The following is a 22,093-nucleotide window of genomic DNA, read 5'->3' as shown; positions in this document are numbered from 1 at the left end:
ACCGGAAGGGCACGGCCGACGGCCATTTTGCGGCTAGCGTCAGGCGGCGGCCATCACCTCGCCATCATCGCCGTCGTCTTCCGCCGCTGCGCCGAACGCGGCGTCGATGGCCTTGCGGGCGCGGTCCTGGCTGTTGGGCATCAGGTGCGTGTACGTGCGAAGCGTGAAGCCGGGGTCCGAGTGACCGAGGTACTCAGCCAGGGCCTTGATGTTCTCCCCCGCGTCCAGCAGCACAGACGCGTAGTAGTGCCGTAGCGCGTGCATGCCGTGCTCGCGCGATTGCTTGAACCTCTCCCCCGGCTGACGCTCCGGAATGACGCCCGCGGAGACCAGCGCGGGCTTCCACAGGTACATGTTGAAGTAGTTCCGGTTCAGCGCTTTCCGCTCGCGCGAGTAGAAGATCAGCGGTGCGGTGACTGGCGGGCCGTCTGGCGTCTTCCATGGCAGCGTGACATCAATGGGCGGACGTTTGGTGATGTGCGCGGCAAGCGCGTACGACACCACGTCGGGCAGCGGCACGTCACGAAGCTTCCCGCCCTTGGGCGGGGCGAACACCAGGTGCGAGCCGACCATCTTGACCTGCCGGACGACGTGGACGACGCCCCCGAGGAAGTCGATTTCATCCACAGCGAGTCCGAAGATCTCACCTTGGCGAAGTCCGCAACCGGCGCCCACGTCCACAGTCGTGGCGTATTGCTCCGGCAGCCCGTCTTGGACAGCAAGCACCCGCTCACGGGTCCACGGCTTGAGCTTCCGGGCGTCCGGCTTCGGAGCTCTTACTGAACCAGCCCGGCACGGGTTTCTGGTAATGATGCCGTCGTCCATGGCCGCCCCGAACACGGCGGAGACGTTCGCGAAGATGACGCGCTGGTACGAGGACGCCATGCCAGAGTCCTTCAGCGTCCGGGCCCAGGTGCGGATGTGACCAGGCTGGAAGGCGCTCAGTGAACGCGACCCGATGTGCGGGAAGGCGTGCAGCCTAAGCCGGAGTTCCATGGCCACGATGGTGGCCGGGTCGGTGGTCTGCGACGCAAGCCACTGTGTGGCGAATTGCTGGAACGTCACCTTCCCCGCAGACGGGTCAACGTATTGGCCGCGGGTCATGTCGGCGGCAATCTGCGTCAGCCAGGCTTCGGCGAGGCGCTTTTGCTTGTCAGGGAATGAGCGGCTGCGTTCACTCCCGTCCGGCGCCACGTACCGGGCGCGGTAGCGCATGCCGGTGCCGTATCGGTCAGTCTTGACCCGCCGGGTCTTGCCATCGGGTCCGGTCTCGGTTTTGAACCAACGGTCTTGGATGTGGCCTGCCACAGCAGTTCCTCTCAGGGGCAGTGTGGGCACGAAAAAGGGCCAGGTGCAGCGACTTGGCTGCACCCGGCCCTTGATGACGGCAGGTGCTAGGCGGCTGCGTCCTCAGCCATACGTTTGGCGGTCCAGTTGCTTACGGCGACGGGGTCGTAGCGGATGTGCTTGCCGATGCGGAACCCGGGCGGGCCAGTGCGCTTCTTACGCCACTGGTAGACGGTCTCTTTGGGCACGTCGAACAGTTCGGCTATGTCGTCAGGGGTGAGGTACCGGTCCGGGAGTCCACCGCGGAGGGTGGCGCGGGGATCGGTCTCCTCCGGGACACGGGGCGGCTTCACTGCGACCTCCGGAGTTGGAGCCACATTGCTCTGAGACGCGACTCATCGCGACTCAGAGCGGGTCGGCAGGGCGTTGAGTCGCGATGAGTCACGGCTCAGGCAAATGTGGTTCGGACTGGTTGAGGGTGATCCCGTTGTAGGTGGGCACCTGTCGGCCGTACTGGTCTCGGGGCCGTGTCCGGTGAAGCTGAGGCACGACGGATTGCAGGTTGCGGCCGAACACCTGCTTCGTGCCGACGGCGCGCACGCCGTTGTCCTCGGCCCACTCCCGCCAGATCGCCCACAGCGTGTCAACGGGCACGCTGCACGTGGGTCCGGTGGTGCAGCGTTCACGGACGAATGCGCTGGTCGGGGAGGCTGTGTCTTGCATGGTGATGACCGCTTCTCGACTGGAGGGCGGTTCGGTGATCCGGCCGGTGTGCTCCAGCCGGGCCAGCCCGTCCAGTGCCCAGTTGAGGATGCCGGGCATCTCCGCTGCCAACTTGTCGGTCAGGCCGGTGTCTTCCTTGCCGAGCCAGGAGACGGTCATGTTCAGCACGACGAACCGGCGGGCTATCACCCCGGAGGAGTCGCCGAAGTTCGGCAGCTCGTTGGTGAGGATCATCAGCCGGGTGGGCAGCTTGCCCGTCCACGGGTCACGGTACTTGCGGTCGATGTCGATGGTGTCTTCACCGGAGATAGTCAGCAGCCGCTCCACGACCTGTCCGCCGTCATTGCCGGACAGGCGCGCGTCAGAGATGACCGCGAGCGGCTTGCCCAGCAGGGACGACAGGCCGAAGTTGCTGCCGAGCCCGGCCAGGGTGGGCCCGGCGAGGTTCTCGCGCCCGACCAGCTCTTTCAGGACGCGGGCGATGGTGCCCTTCCCGGACCGCGACGGGCCCTTGACGAGCAGGATCTTTTGCTGGTCGGTGCGGCCAGATAGGACGTAGCCGAACCACTCCTGCAACGCGTCGATGGCAGGCTGGTCATCGGGCCAGATCTGCCTCAGGAAGCGTTCCCAAGTTGGGGCGGTGGCCTGCGGGTCGTAGGCGTAAGGCACGGACACGAGGTTGAAGAACCCCGGCCCGTGCGGCAGCAGAACACGATCCCAAATCCGCAGTAGCCCGTTGCGGCAGGCCACGATCGGGCTGCGGTCATGCTCGTCCGCCTGCCGGTCGATCCACGCCGGGGCGTCAACGTCGGTGGGCAGCAGGGTGATTGCGCCCAGCGCGTCCAGCAGGTTGCTGATCTTCTGCTTCGTGGGTGCCCAGTCGCGGATGTCCGGCTGCCCGTCCTTGTCCGTCCCTGCGGTGTAGGTGGCGTGCTCCAGCCGCCTATAGAGCGAGGCTCGCATCTGCTGGTCGTCCAGCTCGCGCCAGCAGGTACCGGTCCACCGCATCCATGAACCGCGCCAGCGTCGGCACAGCAGGTTCCCGTCCGGGGTCTGCCAGTCGGGGAGGAGCCGTCGCGCGACGGCCATGGGGTTGGACGGGGCGGGTAGTTCTTCCGGCTCGGTCATGCGGCCCTCCTCTCGGTGGGGTTGTGGAGCGGGCAGTACTCGCGGTGGGCGGTGTGGGCTTCGACCAGCCGGAGCACGTTGGTGCGGCCGGTGGCGGTGCGGTACCGGCCGCACTGGCACCACGATGTGGCCGACGGGATCGCTTGCCGGTCGGGAGGTGCGGTGACGTGGAGCCAGGCGACCGGGGTCCGGCCGTCCCCGCGGGGCGGGGTAGCCGGGTGCGGGTCAGGGCGCAGAGCAGTTCGGACGCCCTGACGGGCGGCGTCTTTCAGCGCGCTATGGCCGGTGGTACCGCCGGTCGCTTCGGCGGTGCTGGGCCGGTCGCGGGTGGGCGGGATGCTTTTCAGGGCGCGGCGGGGCGGGCTGGTGGTCATGCCGTCTCCCGGGGCCTGGCGGTGCGGATGGACCAGTCCAGTGCGCTGCGGATCGTGGCGCGGCACTCGGACGCTGGCAGTCCCGCCGTCTCGCCCGCCGCCTGAAAAGCCGCTTCTACGGTGGCGCGGTCGAGGTCGTGCCAGGCCACGAACCGGCCCACCGCTCGTACGGCGCGCAGGAGTTCGGCGTTACGGCCGCCTTTGGCCGTACTGGCGACCGTGGCTGCCTCGCGGTCGAGGACGACGGCGGCGTACCGGCTGCGACTGCGGGTGGGCATCGACAGGACCGGGGCCGCCACTGGCTTCTGCGGGGCCGTCAGGGCGTTTTGAAGCCATTCGGGTAGGTCCGCAACGGGCGAGTCGTCCAGAACCGTGTACGGGCCGTGGGGCGTCGCGCTGCCCGGGGCGACGACTTGCCCGCCCCAGGCGCGAGTGTCGATCTTCGGGGCGAGAGTCCCCGCGGTGTTGTGCAGCCTGACGCCGGGCGGGGCGGTGAAGTACAGGTGCTGTCCACCGCTGGGAGTCCGGATGCGGCGGGTGGTGGGGACGGGCTGTCCGGCGCGCTCGCAGAGCGCCAAGAAGCTCGTCACGCCGTCAGGCGTGCCCTTTGTGTCTTTGGGCTTGAGCGTGTCGAGGTCGATGACCAGCAGCCCGGCGGGGCCGGTGGCGATGCCGACGTTGAATGGGCCAGCCGACCAGCAGCGTTCGATGCGCTCGGGGGCGAGGGTGGCTCGCTGCTCGAACGTGCGGTGCCCGTCGGCGCACTCGCCGGTGCGGGGGCAGTGGCGCTCACCGTGGAGGGCGGGGACTTTCCCGCCGGGTCGGAGCGGGATGACAGGCCACCCTTGGGCGGCAGCGTCCAGCGCCGCGCGGAGCAGCGCGGAGCGGGGGGCATGGGTCATGCTGGAGGTCTCCAGTTCTGTGATGAGGGCTGTGAGAGCCGGGACGGCCGCGGTTCTTTGGCGAGATGTGGCGGCCGTCCCGGGCGTAGTCAGGCGTCGGGGTGGTCAGCGCAGGTGCACTGGTGCTGGGGCCAGGCGCAGTTGGGGCAGCAACCTGCTGCGAGCAGGGCCGCGCGGTGTTGGGCACGGCCTTCCTTGGCCCACCACTGGGCGTATTCCTGGCGGACGTAGCCGCGGGGGTTGGCCTCGGCGGCGGGGTGTTCGGGCCAGTAGCCCCGGCCGTGGTACCGGCCGCCTGCGCTCTTGTCGGTGTCGAGCAGCATCACGGCGGCGGCTTCGGCGGTCTCGGTGGCGTCGCGGGGTTCGTCGGGCTCGTCCAGGAGCGCGATGCGGTCCAGCAGCGCGGCTTTGCGGAGGTAGTACGCGCGGTCCAACTCGGTGAAGCACTCGGCTTCGGCGGTGGTGCGGACCGCCCACCCGATTTCCTGGTCGATGCTCGGGGCGTCGGCGTATGCCTGCCTCGGTGTCGGCCACGGTCCCGGCTCGGGGCGGTGGTCAGCGGTGGCGTACAGGCGGGTTCGCTGCCCGTCGCGGGTGGGGTACTGGCGAATGGCGCCGGTGGCGAACGTGCTACTGAGCGCGGTGGTGACGCGGTCGGTGTCGGTCAGGTCGCAGATGACGCGGATCTCGAACATGGGATTCCTTCCGTGATTGGTCAGAACGGGGGTTCGTCGCTGTAGCCGCCGGTAGCCCACGGGTCGCGCCCATCGCCCCGCCGCAGCCATCGAGGCAGACGCGGGAGCGGCAGCAGGACACAGCGCCAGTGCGTCCAGCCCGCGTACTCGCCCGTCTCGGGGTCTCCGTAGTCGTGCTCGGTGCCGCCCTGACGGTGGCACTCGCGGCAGTCGGGGCGGGGTGTGTCGGTCAGGACCAGGGCTGGGCGGGGCCATATGGTGCGCTGGACGCGCAGGCGGGGCAGGTTGCGGCGGCTCATGCGGTGCGCTCCTGCGTGGACTCGGTTTCGCCTGCCATGTCGTCGATCTGCAGGAGCAGTTCGCCGAGTTGCCGGCGGGTGATGTCCTGGCTGTAGGTCTCCGGCAGCCACCCGCCGTTGTCCCAGCTCAGTTCGACGGTGACGATCTCGTTCGGGTCGACGTCCATGGGCGCTCCTCAGCCGTGGAAGTGGTTGCGCTTGATGACGGCCTTGCGGATGTTGACCGTCGTCCCGCCCCCGCCAGAGCTGTGGCCGAAGACCTGGACGACGACCCAGCCGCCGAAGCTGACGGCAGCGAGGATGACGAGCGCGTGGATGAACGCGGTCAGGGCAGCGAGGAACGCGGTCAACAGGAACAGCCCGCCGCACACTGCGCCGAACCCGATACCTCCGAGGGCGACGTTCACCGCCACACGAGAGACGGCGGGTTTGACCGTGACGGGCTCGGGCTTGGCGGACTCGATGGCGTAGCCGGTGACGACTCGCCCGTCCGGCAGGACCACGCTCGCCACGGCCGGGACGTTGCCGGGCTGGACGGGTGCGAGCGGCGCGGTGTGCGCGGGCGTGACCGGGGCGGGGCGGTGGACCTGTAAGGCTGCTGTGTCGGGTCCGGCAGGGCGGCGGAATGGGGTGGGTTCGTTCACGGTGGACCTCCTGGTTAGGCGCGCAGTTGGGCGAGGAAGTGGGCGAAGGACTGGCACATGCCGTTGATGGCTCCGGCGGCGCTGCTGTGGGCGGCGAAGAAGCCGAAGAGGAACAGCACGACGGCGGCGCCGACCTTGGCGGAGCGCATCTTCAGGGCGAGGAACGCCGCGATACCCAGCAAGGCCACGGCGGAGAAAGTGAGCGTCATGACGGTGCTCCGATCGGTTGCAGGAGCAGGGGAGTTCAGCGGGTGCCGTCGTGGTGGATGCGGGCGGCGCGGTTGAACAGCCAGCGGCCTATGCGGATGCGCTTGCCGGTGGCGTCGCAGCGGCGGCACGGCTTGCCGCGCTTGAGGCGGCCTTTGCGGTCGGTCTTGGTCGCGTAGCCCCAGCCGTGGCACTTGCGGCAGTTACCGAACGGCGAGGCAGCACACACAGCGACGTAACACAGCGTTACGGCTATGAGCAGGGTGATAGCAAGCAGGGCAGGGGTCATCACGGCCCTCCAAAGCGGGTTTTCCGGGGTTTGCGCAGGTGGGCCGCTATCCGCTAGCGGCCTGATCAGAGCGGGTTTGGGGCGCTAGCGGGGCCGCTAACGTTAGCGGAGTGTGCCGCTAGCGCTAGCGGCCCCGGACGGTCAGCCCGCGTCCCGCTTTCCGTCACGCTCCGCGATCGCTGCGGTGATGTGGGAGCGGTCGATACCGCGCCGGTTGACGACCTTGCCGTTCACCCGGCGGCCGACCTGGATGGTGCCGATGCCTTGCGGCTTGAGCGCCGCGCTCAAGGCTTCGGGGTCCCAGCCGTCGTAGACCTCGGGCCGCAGGTCGGCGAGCCGGGCGACGACGGTCTCGGACCACACCTTCGGCTCGTCAGCGGGGACGACGGCGAGGATGTCGGCGAGCAGGTCATAGCCCGCATCCACGCGCTCGGGTTCCTCTCCGAGCGCGTGCCCGGACAGGGTCCCGAGCTTCTCGCGCATCGTGCGGGCGCGGGCGCCGATGGCTTCGGCGTCGCGGCCGTCGACGTAGATGGAGCGCACGATCCGGGCGTCGGAGCCTTCACCGACGAAGTAGTGAATGCCCTTGTCGGCCCAGGCGAACATGGTCGCCCGCACACCCCGCTTGTACGCGGAGGTGCCCAGCACCATGTCGTTTTCCAACTGGCCCATGACCTTCAGGCACCAGCGGGCCGACGCGTTCGCGGAAATGCCCGTGGGCAGCGCCTTGGCGTCGGGGCGCTGCGTGGCCAGCAGGACCACGATGCCGGTAGCAGGTCCCCGCTTGACCAGGTCGGTGATGATCTCCTCGAACTCCTTGCCGTGCTCGGCGTGCTCGAAGAGGACTTGGCACTCATCCACCGCGAACACGATCGGGTGCAGCCCCAGCGAGCGCTTGTCGGCCAGCTCGCTGGTCACCTTCGATTCCGGGCAGATGTCCCGCGGCAGGGAGCGGATCACCTTCGTGCGCCGCCGCAGTTCCTCGCGCAGCGCCCGGCAGTCGTTCAGGCAGTACACGATCGACTCATCATCGTCACCGGCGGCATGCCGGTGGGAGACGGCGTTGCCGACCGGGTCCAGGTCGCCGGTGCCCTTCATGTCGTAGGTGTGCAGCTCCGCCCGCGGGTCCAGCGCCGCGATCAGCAGCAGCAGGCGGAGCAGGAAGGTCTTGCCCATGCGCGGGATGGCGCCAATGACGCCCGCGATGTACATCAGGGTGGCTTCGACCCAGCGCCCGCGCTGGTCGGTGCCGTAGGCCACCGGCTTGAACAGGTCCACCGAACCGGCCTTGAGCAGCGGCCACTTGGGCTGGCTGGCGCGGGACATGTCCTGATCCCCCACCCACAGCACCAGGTGCCCGGTGTGCTCGTCCGGCACCGCCTCGGGCCACACGCAGCCCAGCGGGCGCCGCAGACCCGACGCGAGCCGCTCGCGCCGCTCGATGATGTCGGTGACGGTCACGCCGTACGGGAGGTTGCCCTCCGCCCGCCAACCCGGACCATCGCGGGTGATCGGAGCGGTGAACTCGAACCCGTCCCGGCCCTTGGCCTGCGCGGAGTTGATGGCCGGGATGCCCAGCGCACCGAGCGCGCGCAGCACGATGTCAGAGGTGAGCTTGGTCGCCTTTGGAAGCTCCACCGCCCGGTGGATGACCGGGTCATCCGCCTTACGGCCCGCGTAGCCCAGCGCCATGACCACCGCGCCCACCGACACCACCTGGAGCCACCCGGGGGCGAGCACGTAGATGGCCAGCGCCGCCCCGACCCCGACGAACAGCGCCAGCACCGCCACCAGCGTCCGCAGCCGCACCCGACCATCCCGCTGCCGCGACAGCTTCAGGTACTCGGCCGCGTCCTCACGTCGCACGGCGGCGGCTCGGACGGGCTCGCCCTCGCGGTCGGCCATCCACCGCAGGGTGCCGCCGACGAACTTGGCGGCGCCGGTGGGTGCTTGGAGGGTGAGGCGGGCGGCGTAGACCGGGGCCCGCAGCCCGTGATACCCGGCGACGTGCGCGTAGTGGCGCGCCACCCAGCCGGTAGCGGTCTTCAACTCCGCCGTGGACTTCAGCCACTCCGGGACGACCGCACGGCGCTTCGCGCTGAGCAGCCGACCCAGGTAGCCCGGACCGGCCGGGGCGGTCGGCTGGTCGACCATCACGCGGTTGGCCGGAGCATCCGACTCGCTACCCGACTGACCCGGTTCGGAGTCGGCCGAGGAGTCGGTAACGGAGTCGGGCGACCCGGTACGGGCCGACCGTGCCTTGCCAAGGTCGACTACCTCAGCGCCCGAGTCGGTAGCCAGGTCGGCTTCGAGGCGCTTGAACAGTTCGTTCTCGTCGTCGTGGTTCACTGAGCTTCCTTCCACAGATGGTTTTGGAGGGATCGGGGCCCGGCCGCTGCTTTGGTCGGACGTGACCGGGCCCCGACTCGCGGTGGCGTGATGTGATCTGTCAGTGCTGGGCGGGCCGGATGGTGAAGAACAGCACGTGACGGAATCCGCGCTCCGCCAGTGCGGCGCAGGCGTCGCGGTGCGCGTCATCGGGGGTGTAGCCCTCCGGCCCGCTGCTCGTGCCCTTGGCCCACGCGGGCGCACCGTTGGCCTGCAGTTCCGCGGTCCACTCGTACGTCACGGCGTCGTTGGTCATGACAGAACTCCTTGGAAGGGTTGGGGTGTTCAGGCGGCGCGCTGTTCGTCGGGGTAGGCGCAGGCCACGCACGTCCCGATCGAGGTGGGGATGACGTATCCGGCGTCTCGGCCGCAGGCCGGGCAGGTGCGGCGGGCGAGCATCGCCAAGGCGAGCGCTCCCCACTTGCGGGAGGTCATGGGCCGGACGGGCTTGGCCCGTTTGATCTCGTACAGGAAGGCGACTTGAGTGCCGCCGCAGCGACGGTTGACCCGCATCACCTGTGCGGCGACCGGCTGTCCGCCCGGCCGTAAGCCTCGGGCGCGGAGCTGGCGGCGGGTGGCGTAGCCGTCCGGGGCCAATCGCCACGGGAATGTGGGTATCCCCCAGCGGGCGCCGGTCGGGTCGTAGCACTTGCCGAATGCCGCGGACATCAGGCGGCCACCGCCTCGACGCTTTCGGGTTCGTCTTCGGCGTCGGCCGGTAGCGGGGCGGCGTCCGCTCGCTCAGCCTTGAGCGCGTCGCGTAGCTTGCGGGCGTTGGCTTGCGAGACGTGCACCGCGGTGCGGATGCGGTCCGCGGTCAGCTCAGTGTCGCCCCAACCGGCCGTGACCTGGCGGGCGTTGTCTAGCAGTTCGGCCGGTGTCCGCTTGGCCTTAGTGGTGCTGCGGCGTCGGGCCCGCTTCGCCTTGGGCTCCGGCGCGGGCCCGTCCTGGGGTTGCTTGGGCGGCTCGGGCTCGTCTTGCTGCGGTGCTTCCTGGTTCGCTGGGGCGAGCTCGCCCAGCTTGAGCAGGACGCGTGTCCGGCGCGGGGTGTGCTTGCGCCAGCGGCGCCCGTACTGCTCGCGCAGCTCCGCGCGGGCGAGCTGCCGCTCCTTCTCCAGCGCGAGAGCGGTGGTGTAGGAGGTGACCTCCCATAGCGTCATGCGGCGCCACAGGGCGAAGGTGGAGGGGAAGGCCAGCAGCCAGCGGGAGAATCGGATCTTCTCCATCCGGCGCCCGGTCGCGGCGCCGATCCGCACGGCGTAGATGTGGGCGGCGACCTCGGAGAAGACGACCCACAGCAGCGGCATGGTGCCGTGGGCCAGCTTCGCCCACAGGTTGGGGCCGGCTGCGACGTTCAGCCCGCATGTGACCAGCGTGAGCACCCAGGGCACGAACCGCACCCACGCCAGCGCCATATCCGTCCGGATCAGCAGCAGGTTGGCCACGGTGAACACGGGGATGGCCAGGTCGATACCGACCGGCAGCATCCACGGCGCGCCGAAACCCCACCGCAGCGCGGCGGCCGACACTGCGTCGAAGGAGGTGGCCAAGCCCAGTGCGCCGACTCCGGCCGCGGCCAGCGTGGCGAGCCCGGCAAGGCCCAACTCCGGGCGGGTCAGCGGCGGGACACCCGGCCGGTTCGGCTCGGTTGTCAAGCCGCACCCCCCGGCACCGTCCCGCCGACCGCGCGGTTGGCCAGGGCACGGCGCTCGGCGAGCACCCGGCGCCGCGCCCGGCGGATGCGCCGCGCGTCCAACTCGGTCGGCGTGCGGTCAAGAGTGATGATCTGCGCGTCGAGCAACTCGACTTCCGCCGTGATCAGCGGCATCTCGCGCTCGATCGCGTCCAGCTCCGCGGCCGACGGCTCGCGGCCGAACTCATCGGCGGTAACAACCGCCTGAAGTGCACCGATGTCCCTCACGGGTCGTGCTCCCTTCACCAAGAACGGCCCCAAACAGCGGCCCCGGTGGTGCAACACCGGGGCCGCGCGCCGTTGAAGTCGGTACATCCGGCTCCCCACGCCCCCGCCCGTACGGCCCCCGCGCAGTGCGCGGATCCGGACGGGCGAAGGAGGCAACCGGCCGCAGCCCTAGCCGCTGCGATGGCAGGAGGCGCCGCCATGTGGTTGACCCGCGGCGGCGCCCATCAATGTCGTCGGAGCACCAGAAGCGCCCTTCTGCTGTCGATTCACTGGGAGTTGCACTGCAAGGGGGACCAAGTCCCCACCCTCCGGCCGTTGCTCGCGGTCACCGGGCCACCTCGCCAGTACGGGCCGAAACCCTGTTCCACCTGGCCTTTAGCGGGATTGCAGCGTCCCCGCCCTGTGCATGGGAGCAGCCGTAAAGACCACTCTGACGTGCAGCGTTACGCTGGTGACTGCCCTGGCTAGCCAGGTTGGCCACGGGAAGAACGTAGAGCGACGTGGCTAGCCATGTCAACACCTGACTGAGGTGGCTGTCCTGATTCGGGATTCGCCGCGTAGCATCGAAGCCATGACCTTCGTGCCTGAGCCCCTGGACCCCGACGACGACCGGCCGCCGTACGAGCAGGTGGCAAGCAGCCTCGGTGCGGCGATCCGCACCCGGAGGCTGGCGCCTGGCGACAAGTTGCCATCGCAGAAGGAACTCACCGCGCTGTATGGATTTGCCAGGGCCACCATTCAGCGGGCGCTACGTGACCTTGAAGACGAAGGGCTCGTCGTGTCCCGCAAGGGCAGCGGCGTGTTCGTGCGCAACCGGACGGAGCGGCCTGCCGGTCTCAGGCCGTATGTGGAGCAGGCGTTCTCTGAGGAGCACGTGTCCATCGACTTTGCTGGCTTTTCCAGCGAAACCCTTCGTGGTGCGCTACAAGAGCCACTCGACAAGATCCGAGTAGGGCGGCTCACTCCCGCAAGCGTCAGCGTTCGGATTCTCGTCCCGGACATGTCTGTTCCGCAGGCGGTCCCGGTACTCCGGGCGGACTGTGAAGATGATCCTCGCCTACGAACTCGGGCCCGCGAAATCACGGCAAGCTCGATTCGCGGGGTTATGAACTCAGTAAATGAGCTTGGCCACCTCGGCCTGGTTAAGGAGACACAAGTTCAGGCCCGAGTTCACAGCGGGAGTCAGTTTTTCAAGCTATACGTCATCAACAAGCAAGACGCATTCTTCGGGTACTATCCGGTGCGCCCCAACAAGGCCACCATTCAGGGCGAGACCGTAGATTTCTTCGACCTGCTTGGAGTGGACGCAACCCTGTTTCACTACTCGGTAAACGACCAGGACCCATCAAGCGGTACGCAACAAGTCGAACAGGCTCAGATGTGGTTCGACAGCGTATGGAACTCCATCGGAAGGGATTACGACCCTGATGGGCACTGACACGGGCACTGACAGCCTGGCGTCGGCACTCGCCTCCTCGTCAGGGGTGCTGTTCGACTTTGACGGGCCCATCTGCCACGTGTTCCGCGGCCTACCGGCAACGTTGGTCGCCCGTGAGTTGAGCCAGGCCGTAGCCGAGTACGACCCGACGCTCAGCGCGAAGACGGAGGGAATCGAGGACCCCCTGGAGATTCTCAGGCTGTCACAGCAAGCCAGCAAGAGACTGGTTCTAGCCACCGAACGCACACTCCAGGAGAGGGAGATAGAGGCCGTAGCGGTGGCTGGGGATCCAACCAGCGGAGCCAGCAGCGCGATTCAGACGGCTTATGCTTCCGGCCGTGGCGTAGCCATCGTGAGCAACAACTCGGAGCAATGTGTGCGGGCATTTCTCAACCGACATGGGTTGCTTTCTTATGTCCACGTGATCGTGGGGCGCCCCGAACATCAACCGGAACGCATGAAGCCCCACCCTTATTCGGTGCGCCGGGCAGTTCAAGCACTCGACATGCGTGCCGAAGATTGTGCGCTGCTCGGTGATTCTGTGACGGACATCGAGGCTGCCCATGCCGCCCGCACGAAGGCCATCGGCTTCGCTAACAAACCCCATAAGTATGAGGCACTCCGCGCCGCTGGCGCGGACGCGATCACGTCAAGCATGAGCGCAGTAGCCGAAGCTTTGGCGTGACCAGAACACTCGCGACAGGCCCCCGGAAACGCCGGGGCCTGTCGCCCGAAAAACAGCGTGTTTCTGCGGCTCTTATCGCCGCGCTTCGACTATTTCCCGCAACTGCTTCGGGGTCGGCCACGGTGCCTGTCGGTGGATCACGCGGTGGCAGTTCGCGCAGATAAGGGCAAGGTCTGCGAGCTTCGTCCGACCCTCGCCCGCTTCATGGAGCGGCACTACGTGATGGCATTCGATGTAGCCCGCACCCCGCTCCCCGTACTGCCGCTCAAAGTCGAACCCGCATGCCTCACAGGCAAGAGTCCCCCCTTGCCTGAGAACTGCCTCAATCTTCCGCTTGCGGAGTCCCCTGTTTCGCTCACGAGCAAGGTGCTGGCGTAGGAGAAGCCGCCCCTCCGGCGCGCTGTAGTCGTCCATCTCATCGTCGCTCACGGGCGCAGCGGCCGTCAGTTCACCGGAGGCGATGCCCTCACGGAGGAGGCGGGCGGAGTTCTCCATCTCCGCGGGACGGTCGAGGAAATCTTGCAGGACTATCCGGTCCAACGCGCCCCCATTGGTGGGCTTGCCGCGATAGTCGGGGTGCCGGGTCGCGATGTCGAACGTCTTGCGCGCAACGCCGTTGGGGTTGCGGAAGGTCTCGTTGCGATCCGCCTGCGCGTGTACGGGCATGAGCTGTAGAAGCTGGGACAGCTCCACCACCCTGGGGTTGCCCGCGTCGAGTCCTCGCCAGTCGTTCTTGGCGACAAGGTCGCACGCGAGGATCAACTCATCACGGGCCCAGTCGGGGTTGCGTACGGACTTCACGTGGAAGCCCAGATCCCTGAGCCACCTGGCCGCGTGGTCTCGTCCCCCGCTGAATTCGTCCGGCCTGAGCGCCCTGCCGTGGACGTGTTGGTGCGCCACGCCCGCCACGGCCTTGGAGTCGTATTCCTTGCCCTCGTGGACGAGCAGGTAGGACCGAGCCTCCCCATAGCCGTATGCAGCCAGGAACGCCTCGCGTCCCATCCGGTCGTACTCGTCCAGCGTCTTGAGCACCGCTTCGCGGTCGATGGCCCCCTTATGCATAGCTGCACCCTAGGCGCAGCCACTGACAACGGGCCCAGCGTTTCGGTTGGGCCGTCTCTGGGCCGTCCGACGGCGCCCAACGATGACCAATGACGACACCCAACGACGGCATCGGCGCTGCTCACGGCAGCGGCTCGAACTATCGCCCGAGGTGGCCGCTTCGCCGCATCAGTTCTTCGACATCTAAGCCCCTCGGTCCCGGCGCGACGACACGACGGCGAGGGCCGCCGCCCGTACACGGGTGGCGGCCCTCGCCGCGTTTCAGGGGACCGCGTGGCGGAGGAACCGGCCGTCGGGCCGTCACCCCACCGACGCGCAGGGAAGCCGCCACCCGGCCCAACCGCGCTTCCCCGCAGTCACTTTAAGCCCGGAGGGGCCGCCCCCGCGGGCGGGGGCGGCCATTGGCTCAGCGTGCAGCCGTAACGGGCTCCTTGCCCCGCATCACCGTCCCTGCGGCTACCAGGCCCAACAGGCAGATGACCGCGCCGACGACGACGTTGCTCCAGATCACTCCGGCGTTGGGCGCGCGGGTGACCACCCAGGGCGAGATGATCAGCCAGATCCCCATCGCGGCCGCGGCCCAGGTAAGGCCCTGCATCCGGGCCGGTGCCATGGTGAGGCCGAGGCCGATCACGGCGACGGCGAGGCCGATGATGAGGTTGTTGATCATGAGGTCAGGACGGGTCGTGTTGAAGTGGACCGTCCATGCCGAGATGGCGCACCACAGACCCGCCAGGAGGACCAGCCCGTCAACGGCCACCTCCTTCCGCCCGGCTTCCACGCGGGCGTAGCGCTCCCGCATCTCGTGCACATCGGGGTGCTGCGAGAGATCACCTGCGTGGTGGCGTGAGACGTCGGCCATACGACTCATCTCCTTCACTGCGCACACAACTGGACCGCGCCTCGCGGCGCGGGGCCGCATGTCTATTGTGCGCTTTTTGCCCCGTTACCGGAACCTCGGATTCCTCCACTACGGCCCAGGCCAGGGGCTGAGGGTGCCCCGCGAAGGAGCGAGCCGTTGATCGGCAACCCCGCAAGTGCGTGGTACCGGACTGTCCCGACGTGACGTAACTCGTCCGCGCCCACCAGCAGTTGCTCGGCGGCGAGGCGAACCGTCCCGACCCGCGCTGGGCCGGGGGCGGTGACTGGGCCACCCCGCCCGCCCCCCCCTCCGGCGCGGTGCTCGCCTTCCAGCGGGCCGCCGGCCGACGACCGCCGCGCGGGGCCGACCGGAGCAACCCCAGCAGTTCCACCATGACATCGGTGTCACGGACCTCGACGCGGCCGCGCGAGGCACTCGGGCTCGGCGCCACCTTCCTCGACGCCGGGGACGGGGTGCGCGGCCGGCGGATCTACGTCCGGCCCCGCGGGCCACCCGGTTCTGCCTGGTCCGGGAGGCGGCGGCGTGGCCTGGCCCGGTTCATGCCGGTCACCCGGAGCAAGGGCGTGCGCCGGAGCTTACTGGCCTATTTGGTGTGCCAGCCGCAAAAAGGACCGCGCGCCCGGGCGACGGCGGCGGCGGATGGCCGTAACGTCCTGATGAGGGAGTGTTTGCCGACCGCGCTGGCCGACCCCGGGTGAATCAGCGAGAAGGGGACCTCGATGATCGTCGAGTACATCCGCTACCGCATCGCGGACCACGAGCGCCGCATCGCCTTCGAGAAGGCGTACACGGCCGCGGCCGAACAACTCGATCTGGCCCCGCAGTGCCTGGGCTACGAGCTGATGCAGGGTGTGGAGGAGCCCGAACGCTATGTGCTGCGCATCGAGTGGGCCTCGGTGGAGGAGCACGAGCGGGGGTTCCGCGGCGGGCCGTACTTCCGCGGGTTCCTCGCGGAGATCCGCCCGTACATCGGCGACATCGAGGAGATGCAGCACTACCAGCGGACCTCCGTGGTCTCCCGGGGCCTTCGCTCGCCGTCCCCCCGGTAGCGGGTCGACCAGCGGGTCAACGCACCGCGCTCTTAAGGCTGTTCAGCTCGGCGACCCGCAGCACCCGGGCGATGAACAGGAACAGCGCCGCCATCACCGCACCGCCCACGGCCAGTTCGAGCACCGGAGAAGTGGCGGACGCGGTGCGCCCGGCCGCCCACCCCACGGCGGCCGCGGCCAGCGCGGCGGCGCCGAGCTTGCCGTAGGTGCGCAGCAGCCGCTTCCCGTCCAGCCGCCCCTCCAGGCGGCGGCGCAGCAGCGCGGCGGTGACCAGCAGCCCGACGCCGTACGAGAGGGCGTACCCGGCCGCCATCCCGGTCACCGCCCAGCGCACCGGCAGCAGCCAGTGGCAGACGGTGGCCAGCGCGATGTTCACCGCGGAGATCAGCACCGCGGTCCAGAAGGGGGTGCGAGTGTCCTCGAAGGCGTAGAAGCCTCGCAGCAGCAGGTACTGGGCGGAGAACGGGACCAGGCCGAGGCCCAGCGCCTGGAGCATGTGGCCGCAGGGCAGGGTCTCGGCGGCGGTGGCGTGGCCGTGCGCGAAGGCCAGCTCGGCCAGTTGCGGGCCGAACGCCACGAAGAAGAACGCGGCGGGCACGATGACCACCCCGGTGACCCGCAGCGCGTGGGACAGCCCGAGGCGTACGTCGTCCAGCCGCCGTTCGGCGACCGCGCGGCTCATGTGCGGCAGCAGCGCGGTGACGACGGAGACGGTGACGATGGACTGCGGCATCGTCCACAGGCTCTGCGCGTAGGTGTAGGCGGTGTTGCCCACGCCCGCCTTCGGCAGCCGGGTGTCGGCGGCGATGGCGTAGTTGCTGACCACGGTCATCGCCACCTGGTTGGCCAGCAGGAACAGCAGCGTCCAGCGGGCCGCCGCCACGCTCTTGCGCAGCCCGGCCCCCCGCCAGTCGAAGCGCGGCCGGAACCGGAATCCGGACTCGCGGACGTACGGGATGAGGGCGACCGCCTGTAGGACGATGCCGATGGTGGTGCCGATGCCGAGCAGCCGCACGTCGGCGGGGGTGACGTCGCTGGGGTCCTCCGGAACCGCCACCATGCTCAGGTAGAGGCCGAACATGGTGATCAGCACGACGTTGTTCAGAACCGGGGTCCAGGTCATCGCCCCGAATCTGCCGCGGGCGTTGAGGACCTGGCCGAGCATGAAGAACAGCCCGTAGAAGAAGACCTGCGGCAGCAGGAACCGGGCGAAGACCACGGTGAGTTGGAATGCCTCGTGGTGGTGCGGGGTGTCCCGCATATAGACGCTGACGATCTGCGGCGCCGCCCACACGGCGAGCGCGGTGCCGGCGGACAGCACGCACAGCACGAGGGTGACCATCCGCTGCTCGAACGCCCGCCCGCCGTCGGGGTGTTCGGTGCGGGCCCGGACCAGTTGTGGCACCAGCACGGAGTTCAGGGCGCCACCGATCAGCAGGAAGTAGATGCTGGTCGGCACCGAGTTGGCGGCGCCGTAGGTGGTCGCCAGCAGCCCGGTGCCCAAAGCCGCGCCCTGCAGCATGATGCGGATCAGACCGGTGGCCCGGGACACCAGCGTGCCCAGCATCATCATCGTTGCGGTGCTCGGCCGCGGGCAACGGGGTCTGCGGGTCTCCACGGTCATTCGGCGTCCTCCTGCGGCGACTTGGGGTTCCGTTCCCGACAACTGGAGAGTGCGATCGGGGCGGCAACGGTTCCGCGAAGATCACCGATGATGGACCGATGAGGTCATCACGCTCCCGTCTGCCCTGGGTCACGGCGACGTACGCGGGCGCGCTGGGGATCGGCGCGTACGGGGTGGGCCGCATGGCCCCCACGCGACGCGAGCGGTTGTTGCGCGCCCATTCCACCAACGTCGACAACCTCCGCGCCGGTCACTGGCACACCCTGGTGACCAGCGCCTTCCTCACCGAGCAGACGCCGGGCCCGGCGTTCGCCGCGCTGCTGGTCGGGGCACTGGGCCGGGCGGAGACCGCCTGGGGCGCGCGCCGCACGGCGGGGGTCTTCGCGCTGGGGCACATCGGCGCGAGCCTGCTGGTGTACGGCGGTCTGCGGGCCGTCGGCGCGTCACCGCGAACGGCCGGGGCGGTCGACGTGGGACCCAGTTACGGCCTGGGCGCCGTAGTGGCCCGGCACGCCGCGAGCATCCGGCATCCCGCGCTGCGCGCGGCCGCCGTGACGGGCCTGTTGGCCCTCGGCGTACGGCCGTTGCTGCGGCGGGCGCCCGGGTTCGTCGACGTGGGACACCTCGCCGCGCTGGTCATCGGGCTCGCGGGCGGGCATCCGCCGGCCCCCGCCGGAGTCCGCGGCGAGTCAGCCGGACCGGCACTGGCCGGAACGCGATCCCCCCGGTAAACGATCACGGTGACCAACGTCTGGACGGCTCGTTTGACGGGACGTGGATACGCAGCAGGCAACCGTGGCCGACGCCGTAGAAGCCGAGCCGGTCGAGGTGGACGACGCCGAGGCGGCGCTGGTCGAGCACTATCCGCGGCTGGTGCGGATCGCGTACGTCACGCTGCCCGCCGCCCTCGGGCGGCACCGACGGGTGCTGCTCGCGCACCGGCTGGCGCAGCGGGCGCTGCCGCGCACCCGGCGGCCGGTGACCGGGGCCGCCGAGGGCGAGGACCCGGCGTACGCCCTGGTGCGAGGCGAGGTGCTGCGCGGCGCGCTGGCCTACGGCAAACGGCAGGCGGGATGGCGGCGTTGGGGGCGCAACGCCCTGGTGGCCGCTCCGCTGCCACCGCAGGTGATCGGGCTGCGGCTGTTCCCGCGCACCGGCGACCTGGACGACCTCGATCTGGACCGCGCCCTGTCCGAGCTGGACGCCCCGGCCCGGGCCGCGTACGCGCTGCGCGCCGTCGAGGGCCTGGACGAGGAGCGGACCGCGGCGCTGCTGGCGGCGGCCGGGGTGGCCGGGCCGCGCAAGGCCGTGCACGACGCGTCCACCGCCGCCCGGACGGTGGACTTCCGCACGCTGGCCGACAGCGAGTTCGACCCCTGTGTGGTGCACGCCCGGCCGACCGACCTGATGCGCAGGCGGCAGCACGCCCGGGCCGGTGCGGCGATCGCCGCGGCGGCGACCGTCGCCGCCGCGCTGCTCGGCGTGCCGGGAGACGGCGGCGGCAGCGGTTTCGGGGCGGCCGGGCCGCTGGGGCCGCAACAGGCCGCGCTCAACCGGATGTTGAACCCGGCGTCGGTGGTGCGCGCGGACGCCGGCGCCTGGACCCGCACCTCCCGGCTGGACTTCGCGTCCTGGCCCGCCCGCGGCGACCGCACCGACGACCGGGGACTGCTGCAGCGCGCGCTCGACGTGTGGGCGCGGCCGGGTTCCGCGGTACGCGTGTCCGCCACCCCGGGCACCGCGCAGACTCCGCCGGTCACCGCGCCGCAGCTGCTGTTCGCGGGGGACGTGGACGGCGCGGGCGTGGTGCTGCTCTACGACGGGCTGCGGCTGGTGCGGTACGCCGAGCCCGCGGACGGCGGCGGTGCGCCGGTGCTGGACTTCGCCCGGGTCGACGGGGCGTCCGCGGCGAACGCGTCGGCGGTGGTGGTCGCCAGGTCCACGGACGGCAACGCCCGCTATCTGACCGCCCCGTGGATCGACCGCACGCAGTTGCGGAACCTGCTCAAACCGGATGCGGCGCCACGGCCGCTGAAGCGCTCGTCGGACGGTGTCACCGACCCGGTGCCGGTGCCCGCCGGCGACGGCTCGTGCGGCACCGCCGACTCCTCGTGGACCGCGATGCAGTTCACCCCCAGCGCGAACGCCCCCGACCAGCAGCCGTTCCTGCTGACCGACCTGGCGGAGCTGATCCCCGCCCATCTCACCCATGCCGCCGGGCCCGGCGCCAGGCAGGGCGAGGCCGACGACGCGCAGGCGCTGGGCGACTGGGCACACGCCGCCTGCCGACTCGCCGCGGACCGCGGTCAGGGCGTACGTACCGTGGGGAACTGGCAGTTCGCCGACCAACGGCTGCCGGACGACGCCGGTACCGCGAACTGGCTGTGCACGCGGGCAGACTCCTGGTCCGGCGCCGACCACGTCTCGGTGCAGTTCGTGCCGCCCGGCACCGCGCCGGGCACCCCGGCCACCATCGCCGCGCACGGGCGGTCCACCGCGGCCTGCGGCCCGATGGCGCCGGGTGTGCTGTCGGGCGTGCTGTGGAAGTCCCCCACCGGACACTGGTACCTGGTGGCGGCGGGCAGTCCGGAGGTCGGCTCGATCACCGCGGGTGGTCTGGGCGGCGCCTCGGACGGCCACACCCTGGTGGTGCCCGCCAGGCCCACCAGCCATCCGGAGTTGAGCGGCAGGCTGCCGGACGGCAGTACCCTCGCCGCACTGACGTAGCCCCTGGCCGCGCCACCCGGAGGTCCAGCCGAATCCATGACCAGCCAGCATCTCGCCGACGCCGTCTGCCCGTCACCCCGCCGCTCCGACCGCGCGCAACCCTCCGACTGGTGGCGTGACGCGGTCATCTACCAGGTGTATCCGCGTAGTTTCGCCGACTCGGACGGTGACGGCACGGGCGATCTGCCCGGTGTCCGGTCCCGGTTGCCGTATCTGAGGGCGCTGGGCGTCGACGCGGTGTGGCTGTCGCCGTTCTACGCCTCGCCACAGGCCGACGGCGGGTACGACGTGGCGGACTACCGCGCCGTTGACCCGGCGTTCGGCACCCTCGCCGACGCCGACGACCTGGTGCGGGAGGCGCACGCGTTGGGGCTGCGGGTGATCGTGGACGTGGTGCCCAACCACTGTTCCGACCAGCACGAGTGGTTCCGCCGGGCGCTGCGCGAGGGGCCCGGCTCGGCGACCCGGCAGCGGTTCCACTTCCGTCCCGGCAAGGGCGCGGACGGCCAACTGCCGCCGAACGACTGGGAGTCCATCTTCGGCGGGCCCGCCTGGACCCGGGTGACGGAACCGGACGGCTCGCCCGGCGAGTGGTACCTGCATCTGTTCGCCCCGCAGCAGCCCGACTTCAACTGGGAACACCCGGCGGTGCGCGAGGAGTTCCGGTCGATCCTGCGGTTCTGGCTGGACCTCGGGGTGGACGGCTTCCGGGTCGACGTGGCGCACGGGCTGGTGAAGGCGCCCGGTCTGCCGGACGTCGGGCACACCGAGCAGGTGAAGCTGCTGGGCAACCAGGTGCTGCCGTTCTTCGACCAGGACGGCGTGCACGAGATCTACCGCGACTGGCGCCGGATCCTGGACGGTTACCCGGGAGAGCGGATCGCGGTGGCCGAGGCGTGGACGCCGACGGTGCGGCGCAGCGCGCTGTACCTGCGCCCGGACGAGCTGCACCAGGCGTTCAACTTCGCGTACCTGACCGCGGGTTGGGACGCGGAGGAGCTGCGCCGGGTGATCGAGGACTCGCTCGCCGCGATGGGCGCGGTCGGCGCACCCGCCACCTGGGTGCTGTCCAACCACGACGTGGTGCGGCACACCACACGGCTGGCGATGGGCGATCCGGCGCGTGGACTGCGCCGGGCGCGGGCGGCGACCCTGCTGATGCTGGCGCTGCCCGGCTCCGCGTACCTGTACCAGGGTGAGGAGTTGGGACTGCCGGAGGTGACCGAGCTGCCGGACGAGGTACGGCAGGATCCGGCCTTTTTCCGCGGCAGCGGTCAGGACGGTACCCGGGACGGCTGCCGGGTGCCGATCCCGTGGTCGGGCAGCGCGCCGCCGTACGGCTTCGGGCCGCTGCCGGGCGGCCCGAGTTGGCTGCCGCAGCCGGAGTCCTGGGCGAAGCTGAGCGTCGAGGCGCAGACCGGCGACCCGGGGTCGACGCTGGAGTTCTACCGCTCGGCGCTGGCGGTGCGCGCCCGGCATCCGGCGCTGGGCGCGGGAGACGGGGTGAGCTGGCTGGACGCCCCCGGGGGCGTGCTGGCGTTCCGTCGGGACAGCGATCAGGGCGGCCTCGTGTGCACCGTCAACCTGACCGGGCGTCCTGTGTCCATGCCGGTACCCGGGCAGCTGCTGCTGGCCAGCGCGGACGTACGGGCGGCGGGCGGACGGGTGGCGCTGCCTGACGACACGGCGGCGTGGTGGGGTGTGTGAGCCACGCCCGCGGCACCCGTTTTTTCACCCGTTCGGCGGTATGGGAACATGATCAAATCGG

The 22,093-nt window shown here is 70.0% G+C and carries 25 protein-coding genes; 6 read left to right on the top strand and 19 right to left on the bottom strand.

Annotated elements, in window-relative coordinates:
* Positions 1 to 39: 39 nt before the first annotated feature.
* From P3G67_RS04505 to P3G67_RS04430, 16 genes are all read right to left on the bottom strand, one after another.
* The gene (locus P3G67_RS04505; RefSeq protein ID WP_276092282.1) at positions 40 to 1,308 is read right to left on the bottom strand and encodes a tyrosine-type recombinase/integrase; all 1,269 of its coding nucleotides are present in this window, start codon (positions 1,306 to 1,308) and stop codon (positions 40 to 42) included.
* An 86-nt stretch (positions 1,309 to 1,394) separates the two neighbouring features.
* Positions 1,395 to 1,640 carry a helix-turn-helix domain-containing protein gene (locus P3G67_RS04500; RefSeq protein ID WP_276092281.1) on the bottom strand — a complete coding sequence of 82 codons (246 nt, stop codon included), beginning with the start codon at positions 1,638 to 1,640 and terminating at the stop codon, positions 1,395 to 1,397.
* A gap of 88 nt (positions 1,641 to 1,728) precedes the next feature.
* Positions 1,729 to 3,138, bottom strand: a complete 1,410-nt coding sequence (locus P3G67_RS04495) for a DNA primase family protein (RefSeq protein ID WP_276092280.1) — start codon at positions 3,136 to 3,138, stop codon at positions 1,729 to 1,731.
* On the bottom strand, positions 3,135 to 3,512 hold the full coding sequence (locus P3G67_RS04490) for a hypothetical protein (RefSeq protein WP_276092278.1): 378 nt from the start codon (positions 3,510 to 3,512) through the stop codon (positions 3,135 to 3,137). The genes P3G67_RS04495 and P3G67_RS04490 overlap by 4 nt, the downstream gene beginning before the upstream one ends.
* The gene (locus P3G67_RS04485) at positions 3,509 to 4,414 is read right to left on the bottom strand and encodes a bifunctional DNA primase/polymerase (RefSeq protein ID WP_276092277.1); all 906 of its coding nucleotides are present in this window, start codon (positions 4,412 to 4,414) and stop codon (positions 3,509 to 3,511) included. The genes P3G67_RS04490 and P3G67_RS04485 overlap by 4 nt, the downstream gene beginning before the upstream one ends.
* Before the next feature lie 89 nt (positions 4,415 to 4,503).
* Positions 4,504 to 5,109, bottom strand: a complete 606-nt coding sequence (locus tag P3G67_RS04480; protein ID WP_276092276.1) for a hypothetical protein — start codon at positions 5,107 to 5,109, stop codon at positions 4,504 to 4,506.
* A 20-nt stretch (positions 5,110 to 5,129) separates the two neighbouring features.
* Positions 5,130 to 5,408, bottom strand: a complete 279-nt coding sequence (locus tag P3G67_RS04475; RefSeq protein WP_276092275.1) for a hypothetical protein — start codon at positions 5,406 to 5,408, stop codon at positions 5,130 to 5,132.
* Positions 5,405 to 5,575: a hypothetical protein gene (locus tag P3G67_RS04470; protein WP_276092274.1), complete on the bottom strand. Its 171-nt coding sequence runs from the start codon at positions 5,573 to 5,575 to the stop codon at positions 5,405 to 5,407. The genes P3G67_RS04475 and P3G67_RS04470 overlap by 4 nt, the downstream gene beginning before the upstream one ends.
* Before the next feature lie 9 nt (positions 5,576 to 5,584).
* Positions 5,585 to 6,052, bottom strand: coding sequence for a hypothetical protein (locus P3G67_RS04465; RefSeq protein WP_276092273.1), 468 nt, complete (start codon positions 6,050 to 6,052; stop codon positions 5,585 to 5,587).
* A 14-nt stretch (positions 6,053 to 6,066) separates the two neighbouring features.
* Positions 6,067 to 6,261, bottom strand: a complete 195-nt coding sequence (locus tag P3G67_RS04460; protein WP_276092272.1) for a hypothetical protein — start codon at positions 6,259 to 6,261, stop codon at positions 6,067 to 6,069.
* A gap of 35 nt (positions 6,262 to 6,296) precedes the next feature.
* Complete coding sequence (locus tag P3G67_RS04455) at positions 6,297 to 6,548, bottom strand: hypothetical protein (protein ID WP_276092271.1); 252 nt, start codon at positions 6,546 to 6,548, stop codon at positions 6,297 to 6,299.
* A gap of 141 nt (positions 6,549 to 6,689) precedes the next feature.
* On the bottom strand, positions 6,690 to 8,897 hold the full coding sequence (locus tag P3G67_RS04450) for a cell division protein FtsK (RefSeq protein ID WP_276092270.1): 2,208 nt from the start codon (positions 8,895 to 8,897) through the stop codon (positions 6,690 to 6,692).
* 100 nt (positions 8,898 to 8,997) lie between these two features.
* Positions 8,998 to 9,192 (bottom strand): hypothetical protein, encoded by a 195-nt coding sequence (locus P3G67_RS04445; protein ID WP_276092269.1) that lies wholly within the window; start codon positions 9,190 to 9,192, stop codon positions 8,998 to 9,000.
* Positions 9,193 to 9,221: 29 nt separating this feature from the next.
* The gene (locus P3G67_RS04440) at positions 9,222 to 9,605 is read right to left on the bottom strand and encodes an RRQRL motif-containing zinc-binding protein (RefSeq protein WP_276092268.1); all 384 of its coding nucleotides are present in this window, start codon (positions 9,603 to 9,605) and stop codon (positions 9,222 to 9,224) included.
* A complete protein-coding gene (locus tag P3G67_RS04435; RefSeq protein WP_276092267.1) occupies positions 9,605 to 10,591 on the bottom strand; it encodes a DUF2637 domain-containing protein in 987 nt (328 codons plus the stop codon). The genes P3G67_RS04440 and P3G67_RS04435 overlap by 1 nt, the downstream gene beginning before the upstream one ends.
* On the bottom strand, positions 10,588 to 10,857 hold the full coding sequence (locus tag P3G67_RS04430; protein WP_276092265.1) for a DUF6284 family protein: 270 nt from the start codon (positions 10,855 to 10,857) through the stop codon (positions 10,588 to 10,590). Before P3G67_RS04430 ends, P3G67_RS04435 begins: the two co-directional genes overlap by 4 nt.
* Positions 10,858 to 11,428: 571 nt before the next feature.
* Between P3G67_RS04430 and P3G67_RS04425 the strand changes: the two genes are divergently transcribed.
* Together P3G67_RS04425 and P3G67_RS04420 are read left to right on the top strand one after the other, a co-directional pair.
* Positions 11,429 to 12,295, top strand: a complete 867-nt coding sequence (locus tag P3G67_RS04425) for a winged helix-turn-helix domain-containing protein (protein ID WP_276092264.1) — start codon at positions 11,429 to 11,431, stop codon at positions 12,293 to 12,295.
* Positions 12,285 to 12,980, top strand: coding sequence for an HAD family hydrolase (locus tag P3G67_RS04420; protein ID WP_276092263.1), 696 nt, complete (start codon positions 12,285 to 12,287; stop codon positions 12,978 to 12,980). Before P3G67_RS04425 ends, P3G67_RS04420 begins: the two co-directional genes overlap by 11 nt.
* Before the next feature lie 72 nt (positions 12,981 to 13,052).
* Here the strand turns inward: P3G67_RS04420 and P3G67_RS04415 are convergent, their stop codons facing one another.
* A complete protein-coding gene (locus tag P3G67_RS04415; RefSeq protein WP_276092262.1) occupies positions 13,053 to 14,042 on the bottom strand; it encodes an HNH endonuclease in 990 nt (329 codons plus the stop codon).
* A gap of 406 nt (positions 14,043 to 14,448) precedes the next feature.
* Positions 14,449 to 14,904, bottom strand: coding sequence for an SPW repeat protein (locus tag P3G67_RS04410; RefSeq protein WP_269854256.1), 456 nt, complete (start codon positions 14,902 to 14,904; stop codon positions 14,449 to 14,451).
* Positions 14,905 to 15,644: 740 nt separating this feature from the next.
* Here P3G67_RS04410 and P3G67_RS04400 point away from each other — a divergent pair.
* Complete coding sequence (locus tag P3G67_RS04400) at positions 15,645 to 15,974, top strand: antibiotic biosynthesis monooxygenase family protein (protein WP_269854255.1); 330 nt, start codon at positions 15,645 to 15,647, stop codon at positions 15,972 to 15,974.
* A gap of 16 nt (positions 15,975 to 15,990) precedes the next feature.
* Here P3G67_RS04400 and murJ read toward each other — a convergent pair whose 3' ends face one another.
* Positions 15,991 to 17,598 (bottom strand): murein biosynthesis integral membrane protein MurJ, encoded by a 1,608-nt coding sequence (gene murJ / locus P3G67_RS04395; protein ID WP_276092261.1) that lies wholly within the window; start codon positions 17,596 to 17,598, stop codon positions 15,991 to 15,993.
* Between the two features lie 98 nt (positions 17,599 to 17,696).
* On the opposite strand from murJ, the gene P3G67_RS04390 reads away from it, so the two are divergent.
* The 3 genes from P3G67_RS04390 to P3G67_RS04380 all read left to right on the top strand — a co-directional run bounded on the left by P3G67_RS04390 (position 17,697) and on the right by P3G67_RS04380 (position 22,032).
* Entirely contained in the window at positions 17,697 to 18,329 is a 633-nt protein-coding gene (locus tag P3G67_RS04390; protein ID WP_276092260.1) for a rhomboid-like protein, read from the top strand.
* Positions 18,330 to 18,393: 64 nt separating this feature from the next.
* Positions 18,394 to 20,325: a hypothetical protein gene (locus tag P3G67_RS04385; RefSeq protein ID WP_276092259.1), complete on the top strand. Its 1,932-nt coding sequence runs from the start codon at positions 18,394 to 18,396 to the stop codon at positions 20,323 to 20,325.
* Positions 20,326 to 20,361: 36 nt separating this feature from the next.
* A complete protein-coding gene (locus P3G67_RS04380; RefSeq protein WP_276092258.1) occupies positions 20,362 to 22,032 on the top strand; it encodes a glycoside hydrolase family 13 protein in 1,671 nt (556 codons plus the stop codon).
* Positions 22,033 to 22,093 lie beyond the last annotated feature (61 nt).

It is taken from the genome of Streptomyces silvisoli, from assembly GCF_029269905.1.
GTDB classification, from domain to species: Bacteria; Actinomycetota; Actinomycetes; order Streptomycetales; family Streptomycetaceae; genus Streptantibioticus_A; species Streptantibioticus_A silvisoli_A.
Note: the sequence above shows the minus strand (reverse complement) of the source record. Positions and strands in the feature narration are given on the sequence as shown.